Origin of the sequence: Micromonospora vinacea (assembly GCF_015751785.1) — a bacterium.
Classification (GTDB): Bacteria; Actinomycetota; Actinomycetes; order Mycobacteriales; family Micromonosporaceae; genus Micromonospora; species Micromonospora vinacea.
In genome coordinates, this window is the sequence record NZ_JADOTY010000001.1 from 5,004,737 (window position 1) to 5,023,870 (window position 19,134).

The window sequence follows — 19,134 nt, forward strand, 5'->3', positions numbered from 1 at the left end:
AACCCGAGCGACCTACGTCACCCGGCTGTCGGCGTCGTCTTCGAGTCGGGCGTCGGCGGCGGCCAACCCCTGCGTGTCGGCGACCTCCTCGGCCACCGCCGCCGCGTCGGCCCAGTGCCGCCGCGCGTCGGCCCGGTCGCCCAGCGCGGCGCAGGCGTCACCCAGGTAGAGCAGGGTGCGCGCCAGCCCGGCGGTCGGCCGGGTCTCCTCGCGCAGCCGGCGGCTCTCGGCCAGCAGCTCGTACGCCGTGCGCGCCTGCCCCGGGGTGCTGCTCAGCAGCGTCGCCCCGGCGTTGAGCAGCGCCGTCGCCCGGCTCGTCGGGTCGTTCACCGACTCGTACTCGCGCAGCGCGGCCCGCCACGCCTGGGCGGCGTCCAGGTGCTCACCCAGCGCCGCGTGCACCAGCACCAGGTTGGTCAGCGCCGCCGCGTACCCGCGCGCGTCGCCCACGGATCGGAACGTGTTGGCCGCCCGCACCAGGTGGTGGTGCGCGGTGTCCGGTTCGCCCCGGGCCAGTTGGGCCGCGCCCAGGCCCAGCTCGGTGAGGGCGTGCCCGGCCCGGTCGGCGCCGGAGCGGTGTCGGCGCGACATCTCCAGGTGCTCCACCGCGTCGTCGAGCTGCCCCAGGTCGAGCAGGGCCAGGCCGAGGTTCATCCGCGCCTGGGCGTTGCCCCGCCGCCCCCGCTCGTTGACCGCCAGGGTGAGCGCGGCCGCCGCCCCCTGCGGGTCGTGCCGGCGTCGGCGCAACACCCCCAGCTCGTTGTGCGCCCACCCCGCGATCTCCGGGCGGTCGTCGGCGGTCGGGGTGGCCAGCACGGTGCGGCAGACCTGCTCCCACTCGTCGAGCCGGTCGGCGTACGCCAGCCAACCGCACAGCGCCACGGCCAGCCGGAACCACCACCGGCGGACCCGGCGGGGCAGCGTCTCCTTCGCGCCCGCCGGCACCCGCACCACCGCCAGCAGCAGCTCCTGGTGCAGGTCGAACCAGCCGTACGGGTCGTCGTCCAGCGGCAGCGACCACTCCCGGTCCGGTGGGGAGCCGAGCACCGCCAGGTTGGCCGCGTGCCGTTCGGCCCTGCGGGCCAGGTGCCGGGTCAACCGGGCCTGCGCGGCGACCCGGGCCCGGGCCGGGTCCGCGTCCCGCAGGTGCAGTCGGGCGCTGCCGGCCAGCAGGGGACGGATCTCGTACCGGTCGCCGGGCGCGCCGACCACGAACGCCGCGGCGGCCAACCGGTCGAGCAGCGCCGTCACCAGCTCGGGGTGCCGCCCGGCCAGCGCGGCGATGGTGGGCCGGTCCACCGGGGCGGGGACAAGCGACATCAGCCGGTACAACCGGCGGGCCTGGCGGGGCAACACCCGGTACGCGATGTCCCGTTCGGTGACCAGACGGGCCACCGGTGAGACGGCGAGCCGCTGGTGCGGTGGCGTCTGCACCGCCCGGCGCAGCGCGTCCAGCACGTCGGAGTGCCGCCAGCCGTGCTGTGCGGTGCGGTAACCGAGCGCACGGACGGTACGCGGTTGCCGCCCGCACAGGTCGACGATGTCGCGTACCGCTGGGTCGGTGCGCGGGTCGGCGCGGCGGACCCGGGCGGCGGGCGCGGCCCCGCCCGCCGTGGCGAACAACTCCACCGCCTCGGACGTGCCCGGTTCGGCGATCCAGTGCGCGACCACACCCTCCAGACCGACCAGCGCCGGACCACCGGCGAGCAGCAGGCGGCACGTGCGCGCGGTGGGCGGCAGCAGCGGCCGGACCTGGTCGGGACGGTCCACGTTGTCCAGCACCAGCAGGATCTTGCGACCGTCGAGCTGGCCGCGCAGCGCGTCGGCGGCGGCGACGAGCGCGTCCGGACGTCCGGAGGTCGGCGGGGCGGTGCCCAGGATCCGGGCCAGCGCGGTGAGCACCTGCCGGGCCGAGCGGGGTCGGCCGCGCCGCCGCAGGTCCAGGTAGTACTGCCCGTCCGGGAAGTCGTTCCGGCACTGGTTCGCGGCCTGCACGGCGCACGCGGAGGTGCCCACGGCGCGTCGGCCCAGGACCGCCACCGCGTGCTCCCGGGCGAGCAGACCGACCAGCGCGTCGACGTGCTCGTCGCGACCGGTGAACTCCGCCGTGTACGGCAGGTTGGGCGCCCCGGTGGCCGGGGTGGTGAGCACCTCCGTCGGCTCGGGGCCGACCTCCCGACCGGCCCGGCGGCGGCGCACCTCGTACACCACGTAACCGACGACGCCACCGGAGGCCAGCACGATCGTCACCGGCCCGAGCACGCTGGCCGCCAGCTCGGAGAGGAGGTTGCCGGCCAGGTTGCTGGCCACGTTGGCGAGGATGCTGCCGACCACGCCGGCGATCGCGATCAGCGCGGGCCAGCGCGAGCCACCGCGCGGACCGCCCGGCCCGGTCACCGGACGCCCCCGGAGACGAGCCCGGCGACCAGGTGCCGCCGCGACAGGACCACGAGCACCACCGGCAGCACCGAGGCGAGCACCGAGCTGGCGGCCAGCGCGCCACTGTTGCTCACGAAGCTGCGGGTCTGCTCGGCCAGGAACGGCCCGAGCGGGAAGGACCCCGGCCCACCGAACAGCCGACCCACCACCAGGTCGTTCCAGACCTGGACGAACTCCAGCACGGAGACCGCTACCACCGCCGACCGGTTGTGCCGGGCCAACCGGCGCAGGGTGTGCCACCACCGCCGGCCGCCCAGCCGGGCGTCGCGGACCTGCTCGACCGGCAGGTCGGCAAACGCGTTGCGCAGCACCAGCACCGCGAACGGCACGCCCAGCGCGATGTGCACCAGGGCCAGGCCCTGAGCCGTGCCGGAGGAGAGCACCAGGCCCAGCACCTCGTTGACCGGCCCGGCGATGACCTGGATCGGCACGACGCTGGCGGCCAGCAGCAGCAGACCGGTGGCCTGCGCGGCCGGCCCGGTCAACCACGCCAACGGGTACGCGGCCAGCAGCGCGACCACCAGCACCGTGGCGGTCACCGCGGTCGCCAGCAGCAGGGTGAAGCCCAGCGTGCGCCACAGCTCCGTGCCGGTGACCAGGTTGCGGTAGGACTCGCCGTTTGGCGGCGCCGACCACCAGCCGCGCGCGGCGGCGTCCACCCGGCCGTGCGCCGACGTGGCGACCAGCACCGCCAGCGGCACCAGCCAGGCGATCGCGGCACCCGCCGCCAGCAGCCGGAACACCCGCCGGGGCGGGGCGACCGGAGCGGGCTCCGGTGCCGCCTCGACCGGCGGTGGAGGCCAGGCCTGCCGGACGAAGAGCGCGGCCACCATGATCCCGCCGATCACCGCCACGAGCCACACCACGCCGAGCGCGGCGCCGTCGCCGGTGGTGGTGCCCCCGGAGGTCTGCCAGATCCGCAGCGCCAGCACCGAGGCCTCGTCGCGGACCGAGCCGGGGGTCATCACCAGGATCAGGTCGAACGTGCGGCTGGTGCCGACGGCGACCAACGCGAAGACCACAGCGGTCGTCCGCAGCAGCAGCGGCCGCCACTGCGCGTCCCACAGCACATGGCGACGCTTGCCGCCGTAGGCGCGGACCGCGTCAGCGAGGCTCGGTGGCACCGCGTCCAGCGCGGACCGGAAGACCAGCACCGCCAACCCGACCCAGGCCCAGACGAACGCCGACATCAACGCGACGGTGACCATCCCCGGCCCGAGCAACTGCGGGGCGTCCTCCACCGAGCGGCCGGCCAGTCGGGTCGCGACCAGGGTGGCCAGCCCTCGGCTCGGGTCCGGGTCGTACATCAGCCGGAAGGTGACCCCGGTGACGACAAGCGGCAACGCCACCGGCACCAGGAGGATCAGCCGGACCAGGCCGCCCTCCTCGGAGCGGCGGGACGCGGCGGCGAGCAGATAGCCCAGTGCCGTCACCACCGCCGGCACCAGCAGGGCCCAGAGGACCGTCCGGCCGACCACCGCGCCGGTGCCCGGGGCGGCGAGCGCGGTCCGGAAGTGCGCCGCGCCGACCCAGCGACCGTCGGTGGTGACACTGGCGTGCATGGTCCGCAGCACCGGCCACAGCACCAACCCGCCGAGCAGCACCGCAGCCGGCAGCAGCAGGGCCGACGTCGCCCCCACCGCCGGGTAGGCCCGCCCCCGTCGGGCTGGACCGACGTCGTCGAGGACCGCCAGCTCGCCGAGGACCCGCACCTGGCTCATCGGCCGCCCCCCGCGCTACGCGCCGCGGCGGCGAGCAGGCCGGTGGCCCGGCGGATCGCCTCGCTGGCGCGGACCCCGTCGGTGACGTCGGCGAAGAAGCCCTGCATGATCCGCCAGATGCCCACCCCGTCCGAGCCGGTGAACGCGCCCGGCAACTGGTCGGAGAGGTCGAAACGCAGGGTGCCGGGCGTTCGCATCTCCGCGGCGAGCCCCTGCCCGACGCGGTCCCGGTAGCTGCCGATCGCGACGTTCGTGTTGGGCGAGAGGTAGCCGCCGGCGCGCAGCCACGGCTGGAACGAGTCGACCCGGGTGAGCCACTCGACCAGCTCGACCCCGCCCTGGGCGTCGGTGAACGCCACGGCCGCGTCCCCACCGACGATCAGTGGGCCGCCGCCCGGCTGGGCGCCCGGGAACCGGAACGTGACAGGCGCCTCCGGGCCGCGCTGGAACGGGTCGGCGACGTCGGCGGTGAAGTCGGCCCCGACGAGCATCACCGCCCGCTTCGTGTGCACCACCTGGATCACCGACTCCTCGTACTGGGTGAGCAGGGCGCGACGGCCACCGCCGACGAACGCCCCGTTGATGCTCCAGAGCCCAGCGAGCCGGTCCAGCGCCTCGCGCACCGGCCCGCCCTGCCAGTCGGCGTCCGGTCGGGCCAGGGCGTTGTAGCTCTCGGGTGCCACGTCGGCCAGGACGTTCTCGAACCAGTCGGTGAGCACCCAACCGTCCGCGGCCCCGATGGCCAGGGGCGCAGGCCCGCCGTCGCGCCGGGCGAGCGCGCCGAGCTCCTGGGTCCGCCGGACCAGCGCGTCCCAGTTGGCCGGCTGCACGGGCAACATGGAGGGCAGGTGCCAGACCAGCGACTTGTGCGCCGCCTTGACCCAGACGCCGTAGCGCTGGCCCTCGGCCGTCAGCAGCTCGCCCAACCCGGCGGGTACGGCGTACTCGGTGGACGCGAGCACCGGGCTCAGCCAGCCGCGCTGGGCGTACTCGGTGACCAGGCCGGGGCGCGGCAGGATCGCCACGTCCGGGCTGGTGCCGGCGAGGTGTCGGGCGCGCAGGAACGCGTCGATGTCGTTGCCGGCGCTGACCACCTGCACCGGGGCGGGGTAGCCGGCGACGACCTCGCGGAACCGGTCCAGTTCGCTGGTGCTCCAGACCACCGCGACCTGCACCGACCGGGTTCCGCCGGAGCAGCCGGCGGCCAGCGCGGTGGAGCCCGCGGCGGCGGCGCGCAGCAGCGTACGACGGCTCACTCCGGCGGGCGGCCTCATCGGGTCGCCTCGGTCGGCTCGGTGACCAGCTCGTGCCGCACCGCGATCTCGGCCAGGGTGGCCGGGTCGGCGGTGCAGACCAGCACCGCCACCCCGGGGGCGTCCGGTGGCGAGAGCCGGGGCATCAGGTCACCGAGGCGGCTGTCGCCCGCCGAACCGGCCGGCAGGTCGACCACCAGCACCTCGGGCAGGCAGGCCGCCGCTCGGGCGAGCGCCACCCGGAACCGCTGGGCGGCGGAGATCTGGTGCGGAAGCAGGGCGAGGGACAACCCCAACTCGAGCCGGTCGACGACGGTGGCCGTCCAGTCGTTGGCCACCTCGTGCACCCGTTCACGTTTGCGCTGGCCGTACTCGATGTTGCGCCGCACGGTGAGCTGCGGCAGCAGCGCGCCACCGGCGGGCACGTAGCCGATCTGCCGGCGGGGCGGCGGCAGGCCGGTGACGTCCCGGTCGCCGACGAGGACGCGACCGGTCACCGGCGGCGCGAGCCCGGCCAGCACCCGGGCCACCGCCGTGCCGAACCGGGGCGGCGCCACCAGGGCGGCGAGCGTGCCGGCGGGAACGTCGAGGGTCACCGGGCCGGTGCCGGGGACGGCGACCAGTGCGCGTAGCCGTAACGTGACCCTCACCTCCGGTGACCATCGATGACCGTCCCAGGGTGGCACACCGTGACGACAATCGACGCCCCCGACTCTTCCACTGTGGAGACGTCGGGGGCTGTTCAGGCGGGGGAGTAGAGCGCGGCGAGCCCGGCCGCCGTGGCGGCCAGCCGTTCGCGCAGCGCCGCCGGGGTCAGCACCTCGACGTCGGCGCCGAGGCGCAGCAGGTCGCCGTGGGCATGGGTGAGCGACTCGATCGGCAGCACCGCGGTCACCCAACCCCGTGCGTCCGGTGGCCCGGCGCTGGCGTCCATCGCGCTCACCACCGGATCGCTGCCGATCTCGCGCAGCCGCTCCCGCCCGGCGGGGGAGAGCCGGACGTGGGCCTCGTCGCGGTGCAGCCGGGCCCGGAACTGCACCACGTGCGCCCGCCACCAGGACGGCAGGTCGAAGTCGGCGGGGCGGTCGAACTCCTGCGCCAGTGGGGTCAACGCGAGGATCTGGTTGACCCGGTAGGTCTTCGGAGCGCCCCGGCCGGGCTGGTCGGCCACCACATACCATCGGCCGCCCTTGAGCACCAGGCCGTACGGCTCCAGGACGCGGGTCACCTCACCGTTCCAGCCCCGGTAGCGCACCTCGACGCGGTGCTGCCGCCAGACCGCCTCGGCCGTGCGGGCCAGCTCGGGGGAGGCGTCGCCGTCGGCGTACCACCCGGGAGTGTCCAGGTGGAAGCGTTGTTGCAGTCGGGTCGCCCGGTCGCGCAGCGGCGCGGGGAGCGCGGCGTGCAGCTTGAGTTGCAGCGCGGCCACCACGTCGCCGTAGCCCAACTCGTCGGCCGGGCCGGGCAGCCCGGCCAGGAACAACCGGTCGGCCTCCTCGGCGGTCAGCCCGGTCAGTCGGGTCCGCCACCCGTCGACGAGCTGGTAACCGCCGGCGTGCCCGGCCTCGCCGTAGAGCGGGATGCCGGCGGCATGCAGCGACTCGACGTCCCGGTAGATGGTGCGGGGAGAGACGGCCAACCGCTCGGCGAGCTGCGCGGCGGTCAACCGCCCATGCGACTGGAGCAGCAGCAGGACGGAGAGAAGTCGAGAAGCACGCACTTCACTGACACTAGTTGTCAGGGGACCGCTCGTACCGTCCCGCCATGGCATTTCGCGACAAGGAACTACGAACGCCCGGACCGGTGCTGGTGAACGGCCGGCACCTCAAGCGCTACCACATCGACCAGCCCGAGCGACCCATCGAACCCGAGGTGGAGAAGGCCGCGTACGAGCAGCTGCCCCTCCTGCTGGTCGACCTCGTCGACGACGGCACCCCGGCCGCCGGGTGGGTGGTGCTGCACCGGGGCGCGGACACCGGTGCCTACCTGCTGGCGTACACCTGGGTGTGGGACAACGCGGTGGAGGTCCGCGTCGCCGCGGCCGGTCAACCGGCGCTGGACTGCCCGGACGACGATCCGACAAACTTCGTCGAGGTACGTCGACCCGCCGTCGGCTGCGTCTGGGAGTTGGCGGTGTTGGAGCACGAACGGGCCGCCTGGGTTCGGCACGTGCTTGCGCCGGACGCTCCCAACCTGCCTGGATATCTGGACGACACGCGAGCGGAAGGGCCGGTGGGCCGCTGATGGGCGACTTCGACTTCTTTGTGGGCACCTGGAACGTCGTCAACCGGCGGCTGCGCAAGCGGCTGGTCGGCTCCGACGAGTGGGAGGAGTTTCCCGGGGTGTCGGTGGCACACGGCTTCTTCGCCGGCGGCGGTCACTTCGACGAGATCACCTTCCCGACCAAGGGCTCCGCCGGTGCCACGGTCCGGATCTTCGACCCGGCCCGGCAGGAGTGGTCGATCTACTGGATGAGCAGCGACACCGGGGTGCTGGGACAGCCGCCGATGGTGGGCCGCTTCGTCGACGGAGTCGGCCGCTTCTACGCCGACGACCAGCACGAGGGTCGCCCGGTCCGGTGCCGGTTCATCTGGTCGGGCATCAGCGCGACGACCGCCCGCTGGGAGCAGGCGTTCTCGGTCGACGGCGAGCAGACCTGGGAGACCAACTGGATCATGACCTTCACCCGGGCGTCCTAGCGCTCTCGCGACAACTGTCGGCCATCCGGAGGCGGTGTTAGGGTCCGATCACCGCCCCGGATGGAGGAACGCGATGGCCTCCGACCACGTCGACGTGCTGATCATCGGTGCCGGCCTGTCCGGCATCGGCGCCGCCTGCCACCTGCGTCGTGACTGCCCCGACAAGACGTACGCGGTGCTGGAGGCGCGCGACGCCATCGGTGGCACCTGGGACCTGTTCCGCTATCCGGGCATCCGTTCCGACTCGGACATGTTCACCCTCGGCTACTTGTTCAAGCCGTGGACCGCGCCGAAGGCCATCGCCGACGGCACGACCATCCGGGAGTACGTGCGGGAGACCGCCCGGGAGTACGACGTGCCGCGGCACATCCGCTTCCGCCACCGGGTGCTGCGCGCCGAGTGGGACAGCGACACCGCCCGTTGGACGGTGCACGCCCAGCGCACCGACACCGCCGAAACAGTGGTGCTGACCTGCTCGTTCCTCTTCGCCTGCGCCGGCTACTACCGCTACGACAGGGGTTACACCCCGCCCCTGCCCGGTGTCGAGGCGTACGCGGGGCGGCTGGTGCACCCGCAGCACTGGCCCGACGACCTGGACCACACCGGCAAGCGGGTGGTGGTGATCGGCAGCGGCGCCACAGCTGTCACGCTGGTGCCGGCGATGGCGCAGCGGGCCGCGCACGTGACTATGCTCCAGCGCTCGCCGACGTACCTTCTGGCGCTGCCCGCCCGCGACCGGTTGGCCGACGCGTTGCGGCGTTGGCTGCCGGCGAAGGCCGCGTATCCGGTGGTGCGCTGGAAGAACGTGCTGCTGTCCACAGTCAACTTCCAGCTCAGCCGGCGTGCGCCCAGCCTGGTCAAGCGGGTGCTGCGCCGGGCCGCGCGGGGCCGGCTCCCGGTGGGGTACGACGTCGACAGGCACTTCTCGCCCCGCTACGACCCCTGGGACCAGCGGCTCTGCGTGGCACCCGACGGCGACCTGTTCGCGGCGGTGCGCGACGGCACCGCGTCGGTGGTGACCGACACCATCGACACCTTCACCGCTACCGGTGTCCGGTTGACCTCCGGCGCGGAGCTGGCCGCGGACATCGTGGTCACCGCCACCGGGCTCAACCTGCTCGCCCTCGGTGGCCTGACGCTGCGGGTGGACGGCGTCGACGTCGACCTGCCGGGCACCGTCGCCTACAAGGGCATGATGCTCTCCGGTGTGCCGAACTTCGCGTTGACCCTCGGCTACACCAACGCGTCGTGGACGCTCAAGGCCGACCTGGTCGCCGGCTACGTCTGCCGACTGCTGCGGCACCTGGACCGCACCGGCCAGCAGGTCGTCACAGCGCTCCCGCCGCCCGACGCGGGGCGGGTGCCGCTGATCGACCTGCGCTCCGGCTACGTGCTGCGGGCCGTCGACACGCTGCCCAAGCAGGGTGCGACAGCGCCGTGGCGGCTGCACCAGAACTACGCCCGCGACGTGCTGCTGATGCGGTACGGCCGGCTCACCGACGAGGGGGTGCGGTTCTCGCGCGCCCGCGGGATGACCGCGCCTGACCGCACCTCACGTCCCGTCGCGTCCGAGCGTCGGTAACCGCCAGCAGAGGAGCACGATCGTGCAGAGGTTCGACTTCGCCGGCGCGACCGCCGTGGTCACCGGGGCGGCCAGTGGCATCGGCGCGGCGCTGGCCCACGCGCTGGCCCGCCGAGGCAGCGATCTGGTCCTGCTGGACCGCGACGCCGAGCGGCTGGACGCGGTCACCACCGCGATCCGCGCCGACCACCCGGATCGTCAGCTCGCCACGTACCTCGTGGACCTCGCCGACCAGACCGCCACCGCCCAGGTGGCCGCGGAGATCGGCCAGCGGCACCCACGCGTACGCCTGCTAATCAACAACGCCGGTGTGGGCCTCGGCGGTCGGTTCGACCAGGTGACGTTCGACGAGTTCAGCTGGGTGATCGACGTCAACTTCCGGGCCGTGGCGCAACTGACCCACGCGCTGCTGCCCACCCTCCGGGCCGAGCCGGGGGCACACCTGGTCAACATCTCCAGTCTGTTCGGGCTGATCGCGCCGGCCGGGCAGACCGCGTACGCGGCGAGCAAGTTCGCCGTGCGCGGCTTCACCGAGGCGCTGCGCCACGAGTTGGTCGACGACGGCATCGGGGTGACCTCGGTGCATCCCGGCGGCATCCGGACCCGGATCACCGAGAACGCCCGGATCGGCAGCGGCGTGTCCCACGACGAGTACGCGGCCGGCCGAGCGCAGTTCGAGAAGCTGCTGACCATCGCGCCGGAGCGGGCCGCCGAGGTGATCCTGCGCGGCGTCGAGCGGCGTCGGGGCCGGGTGCTGATCGGCTGGTCGGCGAAGCTGCCCGACCTGCTGGCCCGGGTCATGCCAGCCTCGTACAACCGGGTCCTGGTCACCGGCCTGAACCGGGGAGTGGCGCGTCCGGCGCCGCCGGCCCCCGGCGTGCCCGTGCCCCGCACCGCCGACGCCCTCGCCGACCCAGCCCGCGAGGTGGCGTGACAGCGGTCAGACCACCGTCGCCCTCGGGCCCACGTCGCGACGACGCAGCACCACTGTCAACGCCACGAGGGCGACCAGCAGCGCCGCCACCGCGTACACCGGCGCCGGACCGAACGGCGTGAGCAGTGCCAGCAGCGCGACGACCGGGAAGGCGACGACCACCGCGCCGTGCTGCTGCCGGCGTACGTGCAGCACCCAGACCGTGAGCAGGAAGACGGCGGTCGGGACGGCCACCGCGTACCCGGCGGTCCTTCCCGAGATGTGCGCGAGGTGCCGCTCGTGGTCCACCGACACGCTCAGACCCGCGCCGACAGCGGCGACCGCCGCGAAGATGAGGTAGTGGCCGTAGCCCCACACCAGCGTGTACGGCATCCGGTCGGGCGCGTCGATGGGACGGTCGAAGTAGAGCCACCAGAGAGCGAACACGATCACGGTGGCCGCTGCCGCCAGCGACCAGAGGTGACGGTCGCCGGCATCCACCCCGGTCTGGATGGCCACCGACGTGGCCAGCACCACGTCACCGAGCACGATCAGGGTGAACAGCCCGTACCGTTCGGTGATGTGGCGCGGATGCCAGGGGGTCATCCCCGGCCGCTCGGCCACCGCGGGCACCAGCAGGTCGGCCACGACCAGCAGCAGCAACGCCGCGGTACCCCAATCCGGCGGCAGGACCAGCCGGAGCAGCCAACCGAGCTGGACGATGCTGACGCCGATCGCGTACCGCCGGGCCGCCCGGCGGTGCGCCGGGTCACCGGCGGCGGCCCGGCACCACTGCACCACGAGCGCGATCCGCATCACCACATAGCCGTACGTGATGACGCTGAAGTCGCCGTCGTTGAACGCCCGCGGCACTCCGGCGGCGATGATCAGCGCGCCGGCGATCTGGACCAGCGTGGTGATCCGGTAGAGGTCGTCGTCGGTGTCGTAGGCCGAGGCGAACCAGGTGAAGTTCATCCACGACCACCAGATCGCGAAGAAGACCATCAGGTAGCTGGTCAGCGCGTGGCCGAGCTGATCCTCGGAGACGGCGTGGTGCAGGTTGGTGGCGGCCTGCGACACGGCCACCACAAAGCACAGGTCGAAGAAGAGTTCCAGCGGCGTGGCAGTACGGTGCGGCTCGTCGCGACGACGTGGCCGCATCGGCCGGTAGAACGGCCGCACCGACCGAGGCTGGCTCACCGCAGTTCCTCAGGCCGCCCGCCGGTCAGCCGCGCCGACGGCCGTGGGTCAGCCCTTCCAGCACCAGGGTCAGCCCCGCGCCGACCAGCCAGACGTCCTTGGCCAATCCCGCGCCCTGCTGGGTCGGGCGGATGCTGCCGGGTTCGCGCATCCCCGGCGTCTTCAGGTACAGCTGCACCAGGCCCGCGCCGAACGCGGTCAGGCCGAGCCCGACCAGGGGCGCCGGGACGAACGGCGCGATCAGCGCCGCCCCCAGGGCGATCTCCGAGTACGACAGCAGTTTGGCGAAGCGCGCCGGTTCGAGTTGACCGAGCTGGGGCATGGCGGCGACCGCCATCCCGTGCAAGCCCTCGGCGGCGGTGCCCTCCAGGGTGCGCTTGCCGAGACCCGAGTTGAGGAAGTACGCGCCGATACTGACCCGCAGTGGCAGGTGCGCGGTTTTCATTGTCACTCCCGTCGGCCGTGGTCGAATGCGGCCCGCGTACCCCGGACCGCCCGCGATAACCCGCCGGGCCGGCTGGGCTGGCCGTGGTGGTCGCGGTAGGTTCGCCGGGGGCCCACCGCCGAGCCCGTGGCACACCCGCCCACGCGGCGCCCGGCCCTGCCGCAGACCACCAGCAGGAGGCGAAGTGAGCCAGGAAGTCCGGGGAGTCATCTCCCGCAGCAAGGGCGCGCCGGTCGAGGTCACCACCATCGTGGTGCCCGATCCCGGGCCCGGTGAGGCGATCGTCCGGATCCAGTCGTGCGGTGTCTGCCATACCGATCTGCACTATCGCGAGGGTGGCATCAACGACGACTACCCGTTCCTGCTCGGTCACGAGGCGGCGGGCATCGTGGAGCAGGTCGGCGAGGGGGTCACCGACGTCGCCCCGGGCGATTTCGTGGTCCTCAACTGGCGGGCGGTCTGCGGGGTCTGCCGCGCCTGCCGCCGGGGTCGGCCCTGGTACTGCTTCAACACCCACAACGCCACCCAGCGGATGACCCTCACCGACGGCACCGAACTCGCGCCGGCGCTGGGGATCGGCGCGTTCGCCGAGAAGACCCTGGTGCACGCCGGGCAGTGCACGAAGGTGGACCCGGCGGCCCGACCGGCCGCCGTGGGTCTGCTCGGCTGCGGGGTGATGGCCGGGCTGGGCGCGGCGATGAACACCGGAAACGTGACCCGGGGCGACTCGGTCGCGGTGATCGGCTGCGGCGGCGTCGGGGACGCGGCGGTGGCCGGTGCGCTCCTCGCCGGCGCCACCACGATCGTCGCGGTGGACACCGACAGCCGCAAGCTCGACTGGGCCCGCAAGTTCGGCGCCACGCACACGGTGAACGCCTCCGAGACCGACCCGGTCGAGGCGATCCGTGCCGCCACCGGCGGCTTCGGCGCCGACGTGGTGATCGACGCGGTGGGCCGACCGGAGACGTGGAAGCAGGCGTTCTACGCCCGCGACCTGGCCGGCACTGTGGTGCTGGTCGGCGTACCGACCCCGCAGATGCAGGTCGAGCTTCCGTTGCTCGACGTCTTCGGGCGCGGCGGGGCCCTCAAGTCCAGTTGGTACGGCGACTGCCTGCCCAGCCGGGACTTCCCGATGCTCACCGAGTTGTATTTGCAGGGCCGGCTCGACCTCGACGCGTTCGTCACCGAGGAGATCGCGCTCGACCAGGTGGAGAACGCGTTCGACCGGATGCACAACGGCGACGTGCTCCGCTCGGTGGTGGTGTTCCCGTGACCGCCCGGATCGACCACGCGGTCACCTCGGGCACGTTCTCCCTGGACGGGCAGACGTTCGACGTCGACAACAACGTGTGGGTGATTGGTGACGACCGCGAGTGCGTCGTCCTGGACGCGCCGCACGACGTGGCGGCGATCCTCGCCCTGGTGGGCGACCGGCACGTCCGGGCGATCCTGGCCACCCACGCCCACGACGATCACGTCCGGGTGGCGCCCGAGCTGGCCGAGGCCACCGGCGCGCCGGTGCTGCTGCACGCCGCCGACCGGGTCCTCTGGGACATGGTCCACCCGCACCTGCCGCCCAACGGTGAGCTGCACGACGGGCAGAGCATCGAGGTGGGCGGCACCACGCTGCGGGTGCTGCACACCCCCGGGCACAGCCCCGGTGCGTGCAGCTTCCACGCACCGGAGTTGGGCGCGGTGTTCACCGGCGACACGCTCTTCGCCGGTGGTCCGGGCGCGACGGGCCGCTCGTACAGCGACTTCGACACCATCGTCGGGTCCATCCGCACCCGCCTGCTGACCCTTCCGGCGGAGACGGTCGTGCACACCGGCCACGGCGACGACACGACGATCGGCGCGGAGGCCCCGCACCTGCAGGAGTGGCTGGCCCGCGGCCACTGACCGCTGCGGGCGTTCCGGTCGGCCCGACGCGTCGTACTGCTGACGTGGTGGTGCGTGGTCGACGAACTCATCGTTCGTCGGCCGCGCCCAGCACCGGTTTGACGTCCAGGATCGGGGTGCCGTCGAGGGCCTCCAGGTCGGCCACCTCGACGCGCAGCCCGTCCACCGCCAGGACCCGCACCCGGTGCAGCCCGATCGGGTTGGGCCGGTGCGGGGAGCGGGTGCTGAACACCCCGGTCTCCGGCCGGTTCTCGTCGCCGCGTGGGTGCACCGCCAGCACGTCGCGCCGGGCGCGGTCCAGCCAGGTCAGCACCAGCAGTTCCGCGCCGACCCGCAGGTCACGCAGGGCCCGCTCGACCTGCGGGTCGAAGACCAGCCACGCCGCCGGCGCCCCCTCGTCGCCCTGCCGCGGCGCGCTCGCCGCGTCGGTCAACGACGAGGCGACCCGACCCACCGGGTGCAGCAGGTACGCATCCTCGCTCTCCACCATCCTCGCTCCCTCCCTCCCTCCTGGACGGTCCCAACCTAGCCCCGCCGCGCCGTTAGGATCCTGCTCATGGCCGCCGACCAGCCCGTCCCCGCCGATCCGCCCGTGCCCGTGGTCCGTCAGCTGCGTCTCGTGGTGGAGGCCGCCGACCACGATGCCGCCGTCGCGTTCTTTCGGGACGCGCTGGGCCTGCCGGAGGAGGCGGCGTTCAGCGGCGAGGGGGACGCCCGGGTGGTGATCCTGGACGCCGGCCGCGCCACCCTGGAGATCGCCAACCCCGCACAGAAACGCCTGATCGACGAGGTCGAGGTGGGTCGGCAGGTCGCGCCGCGCATCCGGGTGGCCTTCGAGGTGGACGATGCGGCGGCGACGACCGCCCGTCTGGTGGCCGCCGGGGCGAGCGAGGTCGCGCCGCCGACGCGTACGCCGTGGCAGTCGCTCAACTCCCGCCTCGACGCCCCCGCCGGCCTGCACATCACCGTCTTCCAGGAACTCGCCACGCCGGACCAGGGTGTCGGGACGGGGGACGCGAAGCCCGGACGTGACGGCGACACCTGACGGTGGAATTGATTGCCCGGCGGCACGGTTTCCCGTCGCGGTGGCACCCTGAGCCAGAGTGCTGGGGCCTAGAGGCTCACTGACAGTAGCGGCAAGCCGCCAACTACCTGCCTCCCCTGACGCCGCATGGCCCCTTTGCTCTGCTTACCTATACGCACCACGGCCCGTGACCTGCGAATGGGCGCTTTCCGCCAGCCGCGGAGGTCTCTCCCCATACGCCCGGATCGCCACGGAACGTGGCCGGTGCGTATAGGTAAGCAGAGCAAAGGCTGACTTCCGGACCGTGCCCCCAGGGTCCGAGAACACCCTCCGTCACGGCTGTCTGGCCTGATGCGGGCAGAGCAGCCATGTCCGACTCCGGGCCGTGACCGGCACCGCAGCGAGCTGACCGTCGGGCATTTCCGGAATGACCGACAGGTGAACCTGGTTGTGTCCCCCGTACCGCCGGAGCCCAAACCCTTTTCCGCGGTCATCTCCCGAGGAGCGTTCACCCCGGAGCGCTCCGCACGATCGAAAGGGCAACCATCGTGAAGGCCGACTTCACTCGATGGCTCCCCGCCATCGCTAAGGACTCGTACCGCAAGACCGCGCTGAGCGTGGCGGGTGTGGCCGCCCTCGGCGGTTTGGCGCTCGCGCCGACCGCAGCCGCCGCCCCGGTCACCTCCGGACCGCACCAGGGCGCCGTCGCCGCCATCGACCTCGCCACCGGCAAGGCCGCCACCTCAGCACGCCAGGACGAACAGCCCGTCGAGTCGGGTCTGACCACCGGCTCCGCCACCGGCAAGCCGCCGGCCGGCAAGCCGAGCCGGGCCCAGCTGATCCCGCACGGCATCGAGGGCGCGCAGTCGCGCGTACCCCTCGACGACGCGCAGCTGGCCAATGCCCGGGCCATCGTCGACGCCGCCAAGAAGACCGGCGTCGGTGACCGGGGCGCCGTGATCGGCGTCGCCACCTCGCTGCAGGAGTCGAAGCTGTACAACCTCGGTCACCTCGGCGCGTACAACGACCACGACTCGCAGGGCCTGTTCCAGCAGCGTCCGTCGTCCGGTTGGGGCACGCCCGACCAGATCACCGACCCGGAGTACGCCGCGACGGCGTTCTTCACCGCACTCAAGAACGTCGGCGGCTGGCAGGGCCTGCCGCTGACCACCGCCGCGCAGACCGTGCAGGTCTCCGCCTTCCCGTACGCGTACGCGCAGTGGGAGGAGCAGGCGGCGGACATCGTCCAGCAGCTCTGGTGACACCCGCACACGAGGCCGGCCGGCTCCCTTCGACGGGAGCCGGCCGGTTCTTCGTGTAGGCGTACCTCAGCAGGCCGGGTAGAGGCGGCGGGTGCCGACCCCGGCCGCGTACGCGGCCCGGTCGCTGAACCGGCAGCCGTAGTCGGGTCGGGCCACCACCGCCGGGTCGGTGACGGTGTCGCCGGCCGGACGCTTGCCGGTGCGTACCCAGGACACCAGGTCGTCCCAGGCGGCGCCGGCCTCCGCCGCTGTGAACTCGCAGTGTTGCGTGGCCCGGATCGCCCGCTGAACCACCAACGTGCTGCGACCGTGCCGCGCCACGTCGGTGGCGTACGCCTGCTCCATGCTGAACGGTACGAACAGGTCGCCGAGGCCGTGCAGACTGAGCACCGGCGCGCTGGGGCGACCGGCTATCCGCGGCACCTCGGTCAGCGTCGGCAGGAGGCGCTGCCACACGTTCTCCGGTGCGACCCGCTGCACTGTCGCGTTGACGTTGACCGGGCTGTTCGGGGTGTAGCGGGTGAGCAGGTTGGTGGACAGCTGCCCGGGCCGCTGGGCGGGGGAGTTGCCGCTCCCGGTGGGCACGCTGATCGAGAACAGGAAGTCCTTCCAGAGCGCGAACGCGGCGTCGGCTCCCGGACGCGGCCCGCCCGAACGGTTCACAGTGATCGCCCGCAGTTGCTTGCCCCGCTCGGTGGTGGTGTCCGGCCCGGTGGGCGTCAGCCCGGCCAGCCCGAGTGCCACCTGGATGCGGGGCACCGCGTTGGTCAGGTAGTCGGCCGGCGTGGGATACGCCGGCACCTCGGAGAGCGTCTGCGCGACCAGGTTGTAGTCCAGGTAGAAGTCGAGCAGCGTCTGATCACCGAGCACCCCGCACATCGGCAACGCGCCGTCGTAGAAGCCGGGATACTGCTCCAGCGAACGACCGATGACGTACCCACCCATCGACACCCCGGCGACGTAGGTGCGCTGCGGTCGACGGACCGTCCGCCCGAAGTGGTCGGCGAGATCCTTCGTGCCCAGCACACCGGAGCGGATGTCGAAGCCGTTCCGGTCGTACGAGGACGACGCCCAGGCGTACCCCTGCTCCAGGAGGCGCTGGCGCAGCCCGAAGGCCGGCGGTTCCGGCGAGAGCACAGTGCCCTGACCGCGGTAGCCGTGCGCCCACAACACCAGGTCACCGTTCCACCGGGCCGGGACCTCGATGATGTACCCGGCGTGCCGGTGCACGCCCTGGCGTACCGTCGTCGGTTTGCCGCCCACGACCAGTGGGGCCAACGGCGGATTCTCGATGGTGTAGCCGGGCAGCGGCTCGCCGCCCCTCGCGTCGCGACCGGTGGCGCTGGCCGGCGCGGCACCAGCCAGCCCGACGGCGAGGGTCAGCGTCGCGGCGGCGGCGAGCAGCCGGCGGAGGGTACGAACGGGTGTGGACAGCATCGATGCTCCCCATCGGACGGATGTCGCCCGGGGGCGACCAGCGGGACGGTTGCCTACCGGCCGGTAGCGTCCTGAACCTAGAACCGCCGTCGACCAGTGTCAATGGGTACGCTGAGCAGCCGGTCAAGCACGACTGTCCAGCCGGTCAGTCCGCCGAGACGCCTCCCGGACGGAGGCCGCCGTCACTCGACCCGGTGCCCGCCGGAGGCCGTGGCTCCCGTCTCGTCGGTCGTCCCGGCCGTTGTCCTGGCTGTCGATCTGTCCGTCGGTGGCTCACCGCTTCGTGGTCGTGCCGTACCCGGGCGTTCGGGCCGGTGGGCCGATCGGGTTGACTGGTCGCCGTGGACGAGTCGATCTGGGAGGCGGCCCGTGCGTCGCGCAGCTGGCTGGACGCGGCGAACGGCACCGGGCAGACGGAGCTGACCTGCCGCATCCTCAAGCTGACCGAGGAGGCGGGGGAGGCGTCGGCCGCCTGGATCGGTCTTCTCGGGCAGAATCCGCGCAAGAGTGTCACCCACACCCGCGAGGACGTCGCGGCGGAGTTGGCCGACGTGGCCTTCACCGCGTTGGTGGCCATCGAAAGCCTGGGGCTGGACGCGCGAACGAGCATGGACGCCTGCGCCGCAAAGGTCCGCTCCCGCCTGGGAAACCAAGCACGTCCCTAGCGCCCAGTCATGCCCGGTCCGCGCTTATCGCCAGCCGCCATCCGATTGCTCAGCCCGGCACGCAGCAGCCACTTGCTGCGCGGGGGATGGCCCATGCGATATGTGAACCCTGCCCGCACTTGGGTTGCGCCGCCCCCCGTCGATGCATTCGTGATCGACTCGGGTTCCTTGATAACGCGGTGACCCACCGTCCCGGATGCCCCGACTTCCGTAAACCCGAGTGGATCACGCGGGTGTGGGGTGCTTGGACGCGCTAGGTCCGACGATGGCTGGGCGGTTTGTGCCACGCTGGGCAGTTCTGGGTTGTGACCGGGTGCACCGGTGGGCTGGAATCGTGGGCGGGCGGGGGTCGTTACATACCCTGACGATCGCAGCACCACCCGGCCCGCCGCCCCGCCCCACGGGGCTGGTGGCGCAGGTTGGAATGCCGGCCTCCGCCCGGTCGTTGCAGTCCCCACGAACGACCGCAGGCATCGCCTTGTTGAGGGTGCCGATGGATGGGCCACCCCGGAATGACCCCGGCCCGCCGGTCGTTACACATGGACCCGGCGCCACGAGCCCCGCTCGCAGGCCGCCGACCCGAGGCCCGACAGGG

Annotated in this window: 17 protein-coding genes and 2 pseudogenes; 10 read left to right on the top strand and 9 right to left on the bottom strand. The window is 72.9% G+C overall.

The features are described from left to right. Positions 1 to 12: 12 nt before the first annotated feature. The 5 genes from IW249_RS23400 to IW249_RS23420 all read right to left on the bottom strand — a co-directional run bounded on the left by IW249_RS23400 (position 13) and on the right by IW249_RS23420 (position 7,133). Complete coding sequence (locus tag IW249_RS23400; protein WP_196922722.1) at positions 13 to 2,397, bottom strand: tetratricopeptide repeat protein; 2,385 nt, start codon at positions 2,395 to 2,397, stop codon at positions 13 to 15. Continuing rightward, positions 2,394 to 4,160, bottom strand: coding sequence for an ABC transporter permease (locus tag IW249_RS23405; protein WP_196922723.1), 1,767 nt, complete (start codon positions 4,158 to 4,160; stop codon positions 2,394 to 2,396). Before IW249_RS23405 ends, IW249_RS23400 begins: the two co-directional genes overlap by 4 nt. Next, the gene (locus tag IW249_RS23410; protein ID WP_196922724.1) at positions 4,157 to 5,434 is read right to left on the bottom strand and encodes a type 2 periplasmic-binding domain-containing protein; all 1,278 of its coding nucleotides are present in this window, start codon (positions 5,432 to 5,434) and stop codon (positions 4,157 to 4,159) included. The genes IW249_RS23405 and IW249_RS23410 overlap by 4 nt, the downstream gene beginning before the upstream one ends. Further along, positions 5,431 to 6,063: an ATP-binding cassette domain-containing protein gene (locus tag IW249_RS23415; RefSeq protein WP_196922725.1), complete on the bottom strand. Its 633-nt coding sequence runs from the start codon at positions 6,061 to 6,063 to the stop codon at positions 5,431 to 5,433. The genes IW249_RS23410 and IW249_RS23415 overlap by 4 nt, the downstream gene beginning before the upstream one ends. Positions 6,064 to 6,155: 92 nt before the next feature. After that, positions 6,156 to 7,133 (bottom strand): helix-turn-helix transcriptional regulator, encoded by a 978-nt coding sequence (locus IW249_RS23420; RefSeq protein WP_196922726.1) that lies wholly within the window; start codon positions 7,131 to 7,133, stop codon positions 6,156 to 6,158. A gap of 44 nt (positions 7,134 to 7,177) precedes the next feature. On the opposite strand from IW249_RS23420, the gene IW249_RS23425 reads away from it, so the two are divergent. The 4 genes from IW249_RS23425 (at position 7,178) to IW249_RS23440 (ending at position 10,628) form a co-directional block, all read left to right on the top strand. After that, complete coding sequence (locus tag IW249_RS23425) at positions 7,178 to 7,657, top strand: hypothetical protein (protein ID WP_196922727.1); 480 nt, start codon at positions 7,178 to 7,180, stop codon at positions 7,655 to 7,657. After that, positions 7,657 to 8,112, top strand: a complete 456-nt coding sequence (locus tag IW249_RS23430; RefSeq protein WP_196922728.1) for a hypothetical protein — start codon at positions 7,657 to 7,659, stop codon at positions 8,110 to 8,112. The genes IW249_RS23425 and IW249_RS23430 overlap by 1 nt, the downstream gene beginning before the upstream one ends. A gap of 73 nt (positions 8,113 to 8,185) precedes the next feature. Then, the gene (locus IW249_RS23435; RefSeq protein ID WP_196922729.1) at positions 8,186 to 9,694 is read left to right on the top strand and encodes a flavin-containing monooxygenase; all 1,509 of its coding nucleotides are present in this window, start codon (positions 8,186 to 8,188) and stop codon (positions 9,692 to 9,694) included. 22 nt (positions 9,695 to 9,716) lie between these two features. Beyond that, a complete protein-coding gene (locus tag IW249_RS23440) occupies positions 9,717 to 10,628 on the top strand; it encodes an SDR family NAD(P)-dependent oxidoreductase (RefSeq protein WP_196922730.1) in 912 nt (303 codons plus the stop codon). Positions 10,629 to 10,634: 6 nt separating this feature from the next. On the opposite strand, the gene IW249_RS23445 is transcribed toward IW249_RS23440, so the two are convergent. Then, positions 10,635 to 11,807: a low temperature requirement protein A gene (locus IW249_RS23445; protein WP_196922731.1), complete on the bottom strand. Its 1,173-nt coding sequence runs from the start codon at positions 11,805 to 11,807 to the stop codon at positions 10,635 to 10,637. A gap of 25 nt (positions 11,808 to 11,832) precedes the next feature. Beyond that, the gene (locus IW249_RS23450; protein ID WP_196922732.1) at positions 11,833 to 12,252 is read right to left on the bottom strand and encodes a hypothetical protein; all 420 of its coding nucleotides are present in this window, start codon (positions 12,250 to 12,252) and stop codon (positions 11,833 to 11,835) included. A 184-nt stretch (positions 12,253 to 12,436) separates the two neighbouring features. On the opposite strand from IW249_RS23450, the gene IW249_RS23455 reads away from it, so the two are divergent. Next, on the top strand, positions 12,437 to 13,525 hold the full coding sequence (locus IW249_RS23455) for an S-(hydroxymethyl)mycothiol dehydrogenase (RefSeq protein ID WP_196922733.1): 1,089 nt from the start codon (positions 12,437 to 12,439) through the stop codon (positions 13,523 to 13,525). Beyond that, entirely contained in the window at positions 13,522 to 14,151 is a 630-nt protein-coding gene (locus IW249_RS23460) for an MBL fold metallo-hydrolase (protein ID WP_196922734.1), read from the top strand. The genes IW249_RS23455 and IW249_RS23460 overlap by 4 nt, the downstream gene beginning before the upstream one ends. A gap of 67 nt (positions 14,152 to 14,218) precedes the next feature. On the opposite strand, the gene tsaA is transcribed toward IW249_RS23460, so the two are convergent. Further along, on the bottom strand, positions 14,219 to 14,641 hold the full coding sequence (tsaA, locus tag IW249_RS23465) for a tRNA (N6-threonylcarbamoyladenosine(37)-N6)-methyltransferase TrmO (protein ID WP_196922735.1): 423 nt from the start codon (positions 14,639 to 14,641) through the stop codon (positions 14,219 to 14,221). A gap of 66 nt (positions 14,642 to 14,707) precedes the next feature. Between tsaA and IW249_RS23470 the strand changes: the two genes are divergently transcribed. The 3 genes and pseudogenes from IW249_RS23470 to IW249_RS35360 all read left to right on the top strand — a co-directional run. After that, positions 14,708 to 15,196: a VOC family protein gene (locus tag IW249_RS23470; RefSeq protein ID WP_196922736.1), complete on the top strand. Its 489-nt coding sequence runs from the start codon at positions 14,708 to 14,710 to the stop codon at positions 15,194 to 15,196. 527 nt (positions 15,197 to 15,723) lie between these two features. Further along, positions 15,724 to 15,916: pseudogene (locus IW249_RS35355) on the top strand (hypothetical protein); the annotation flags it as partial. Positions 15,917 to 15,996: 80 nt separating this feature from the next. Beyond that, positions 15,997 to 16,437: pseudogene (locus IW249_RS35360) on the top strand (hypothetical protein); the annotation flags it as partial. A 66-nt stretch (positions 16,438 to 16,503) separates the two neighbouring features. Here IW249_RS35360 and IW249_RS23480 read toward each other — a convergent pair. After that, on the bottom strand, positions 16,504 to 17,874 hold the full coding sequence (locus IW249_RS23480; protein ID WP_196922738.1) for an alpha/beta hydrolase family protein: 1,371 nt from the start codon (positions 17,872 to 17,874) through the stop codon (positions 16,504 to 16,506). A gap of 341 nt (positions 17,875 to 18,215) precedes the next feature. Between IW249_RS23480 and IW249_RS23485 the strand changes: the two genes are divergently transcribed. After that, positions 18,216 to 18,539: a MazG-like family protein gene (locus IW249_RS23485; RefSeq protein WP_196922739.1), complete on the top strand. Its 324-nt coding sequence runs from the start codon at positions 18,216 to 18,218 to the stop codon at positions 18,537 to 18,539. The last annotated feature ends 595 nt before the right edge of the window (positions 18,540 to 19,134 follow it).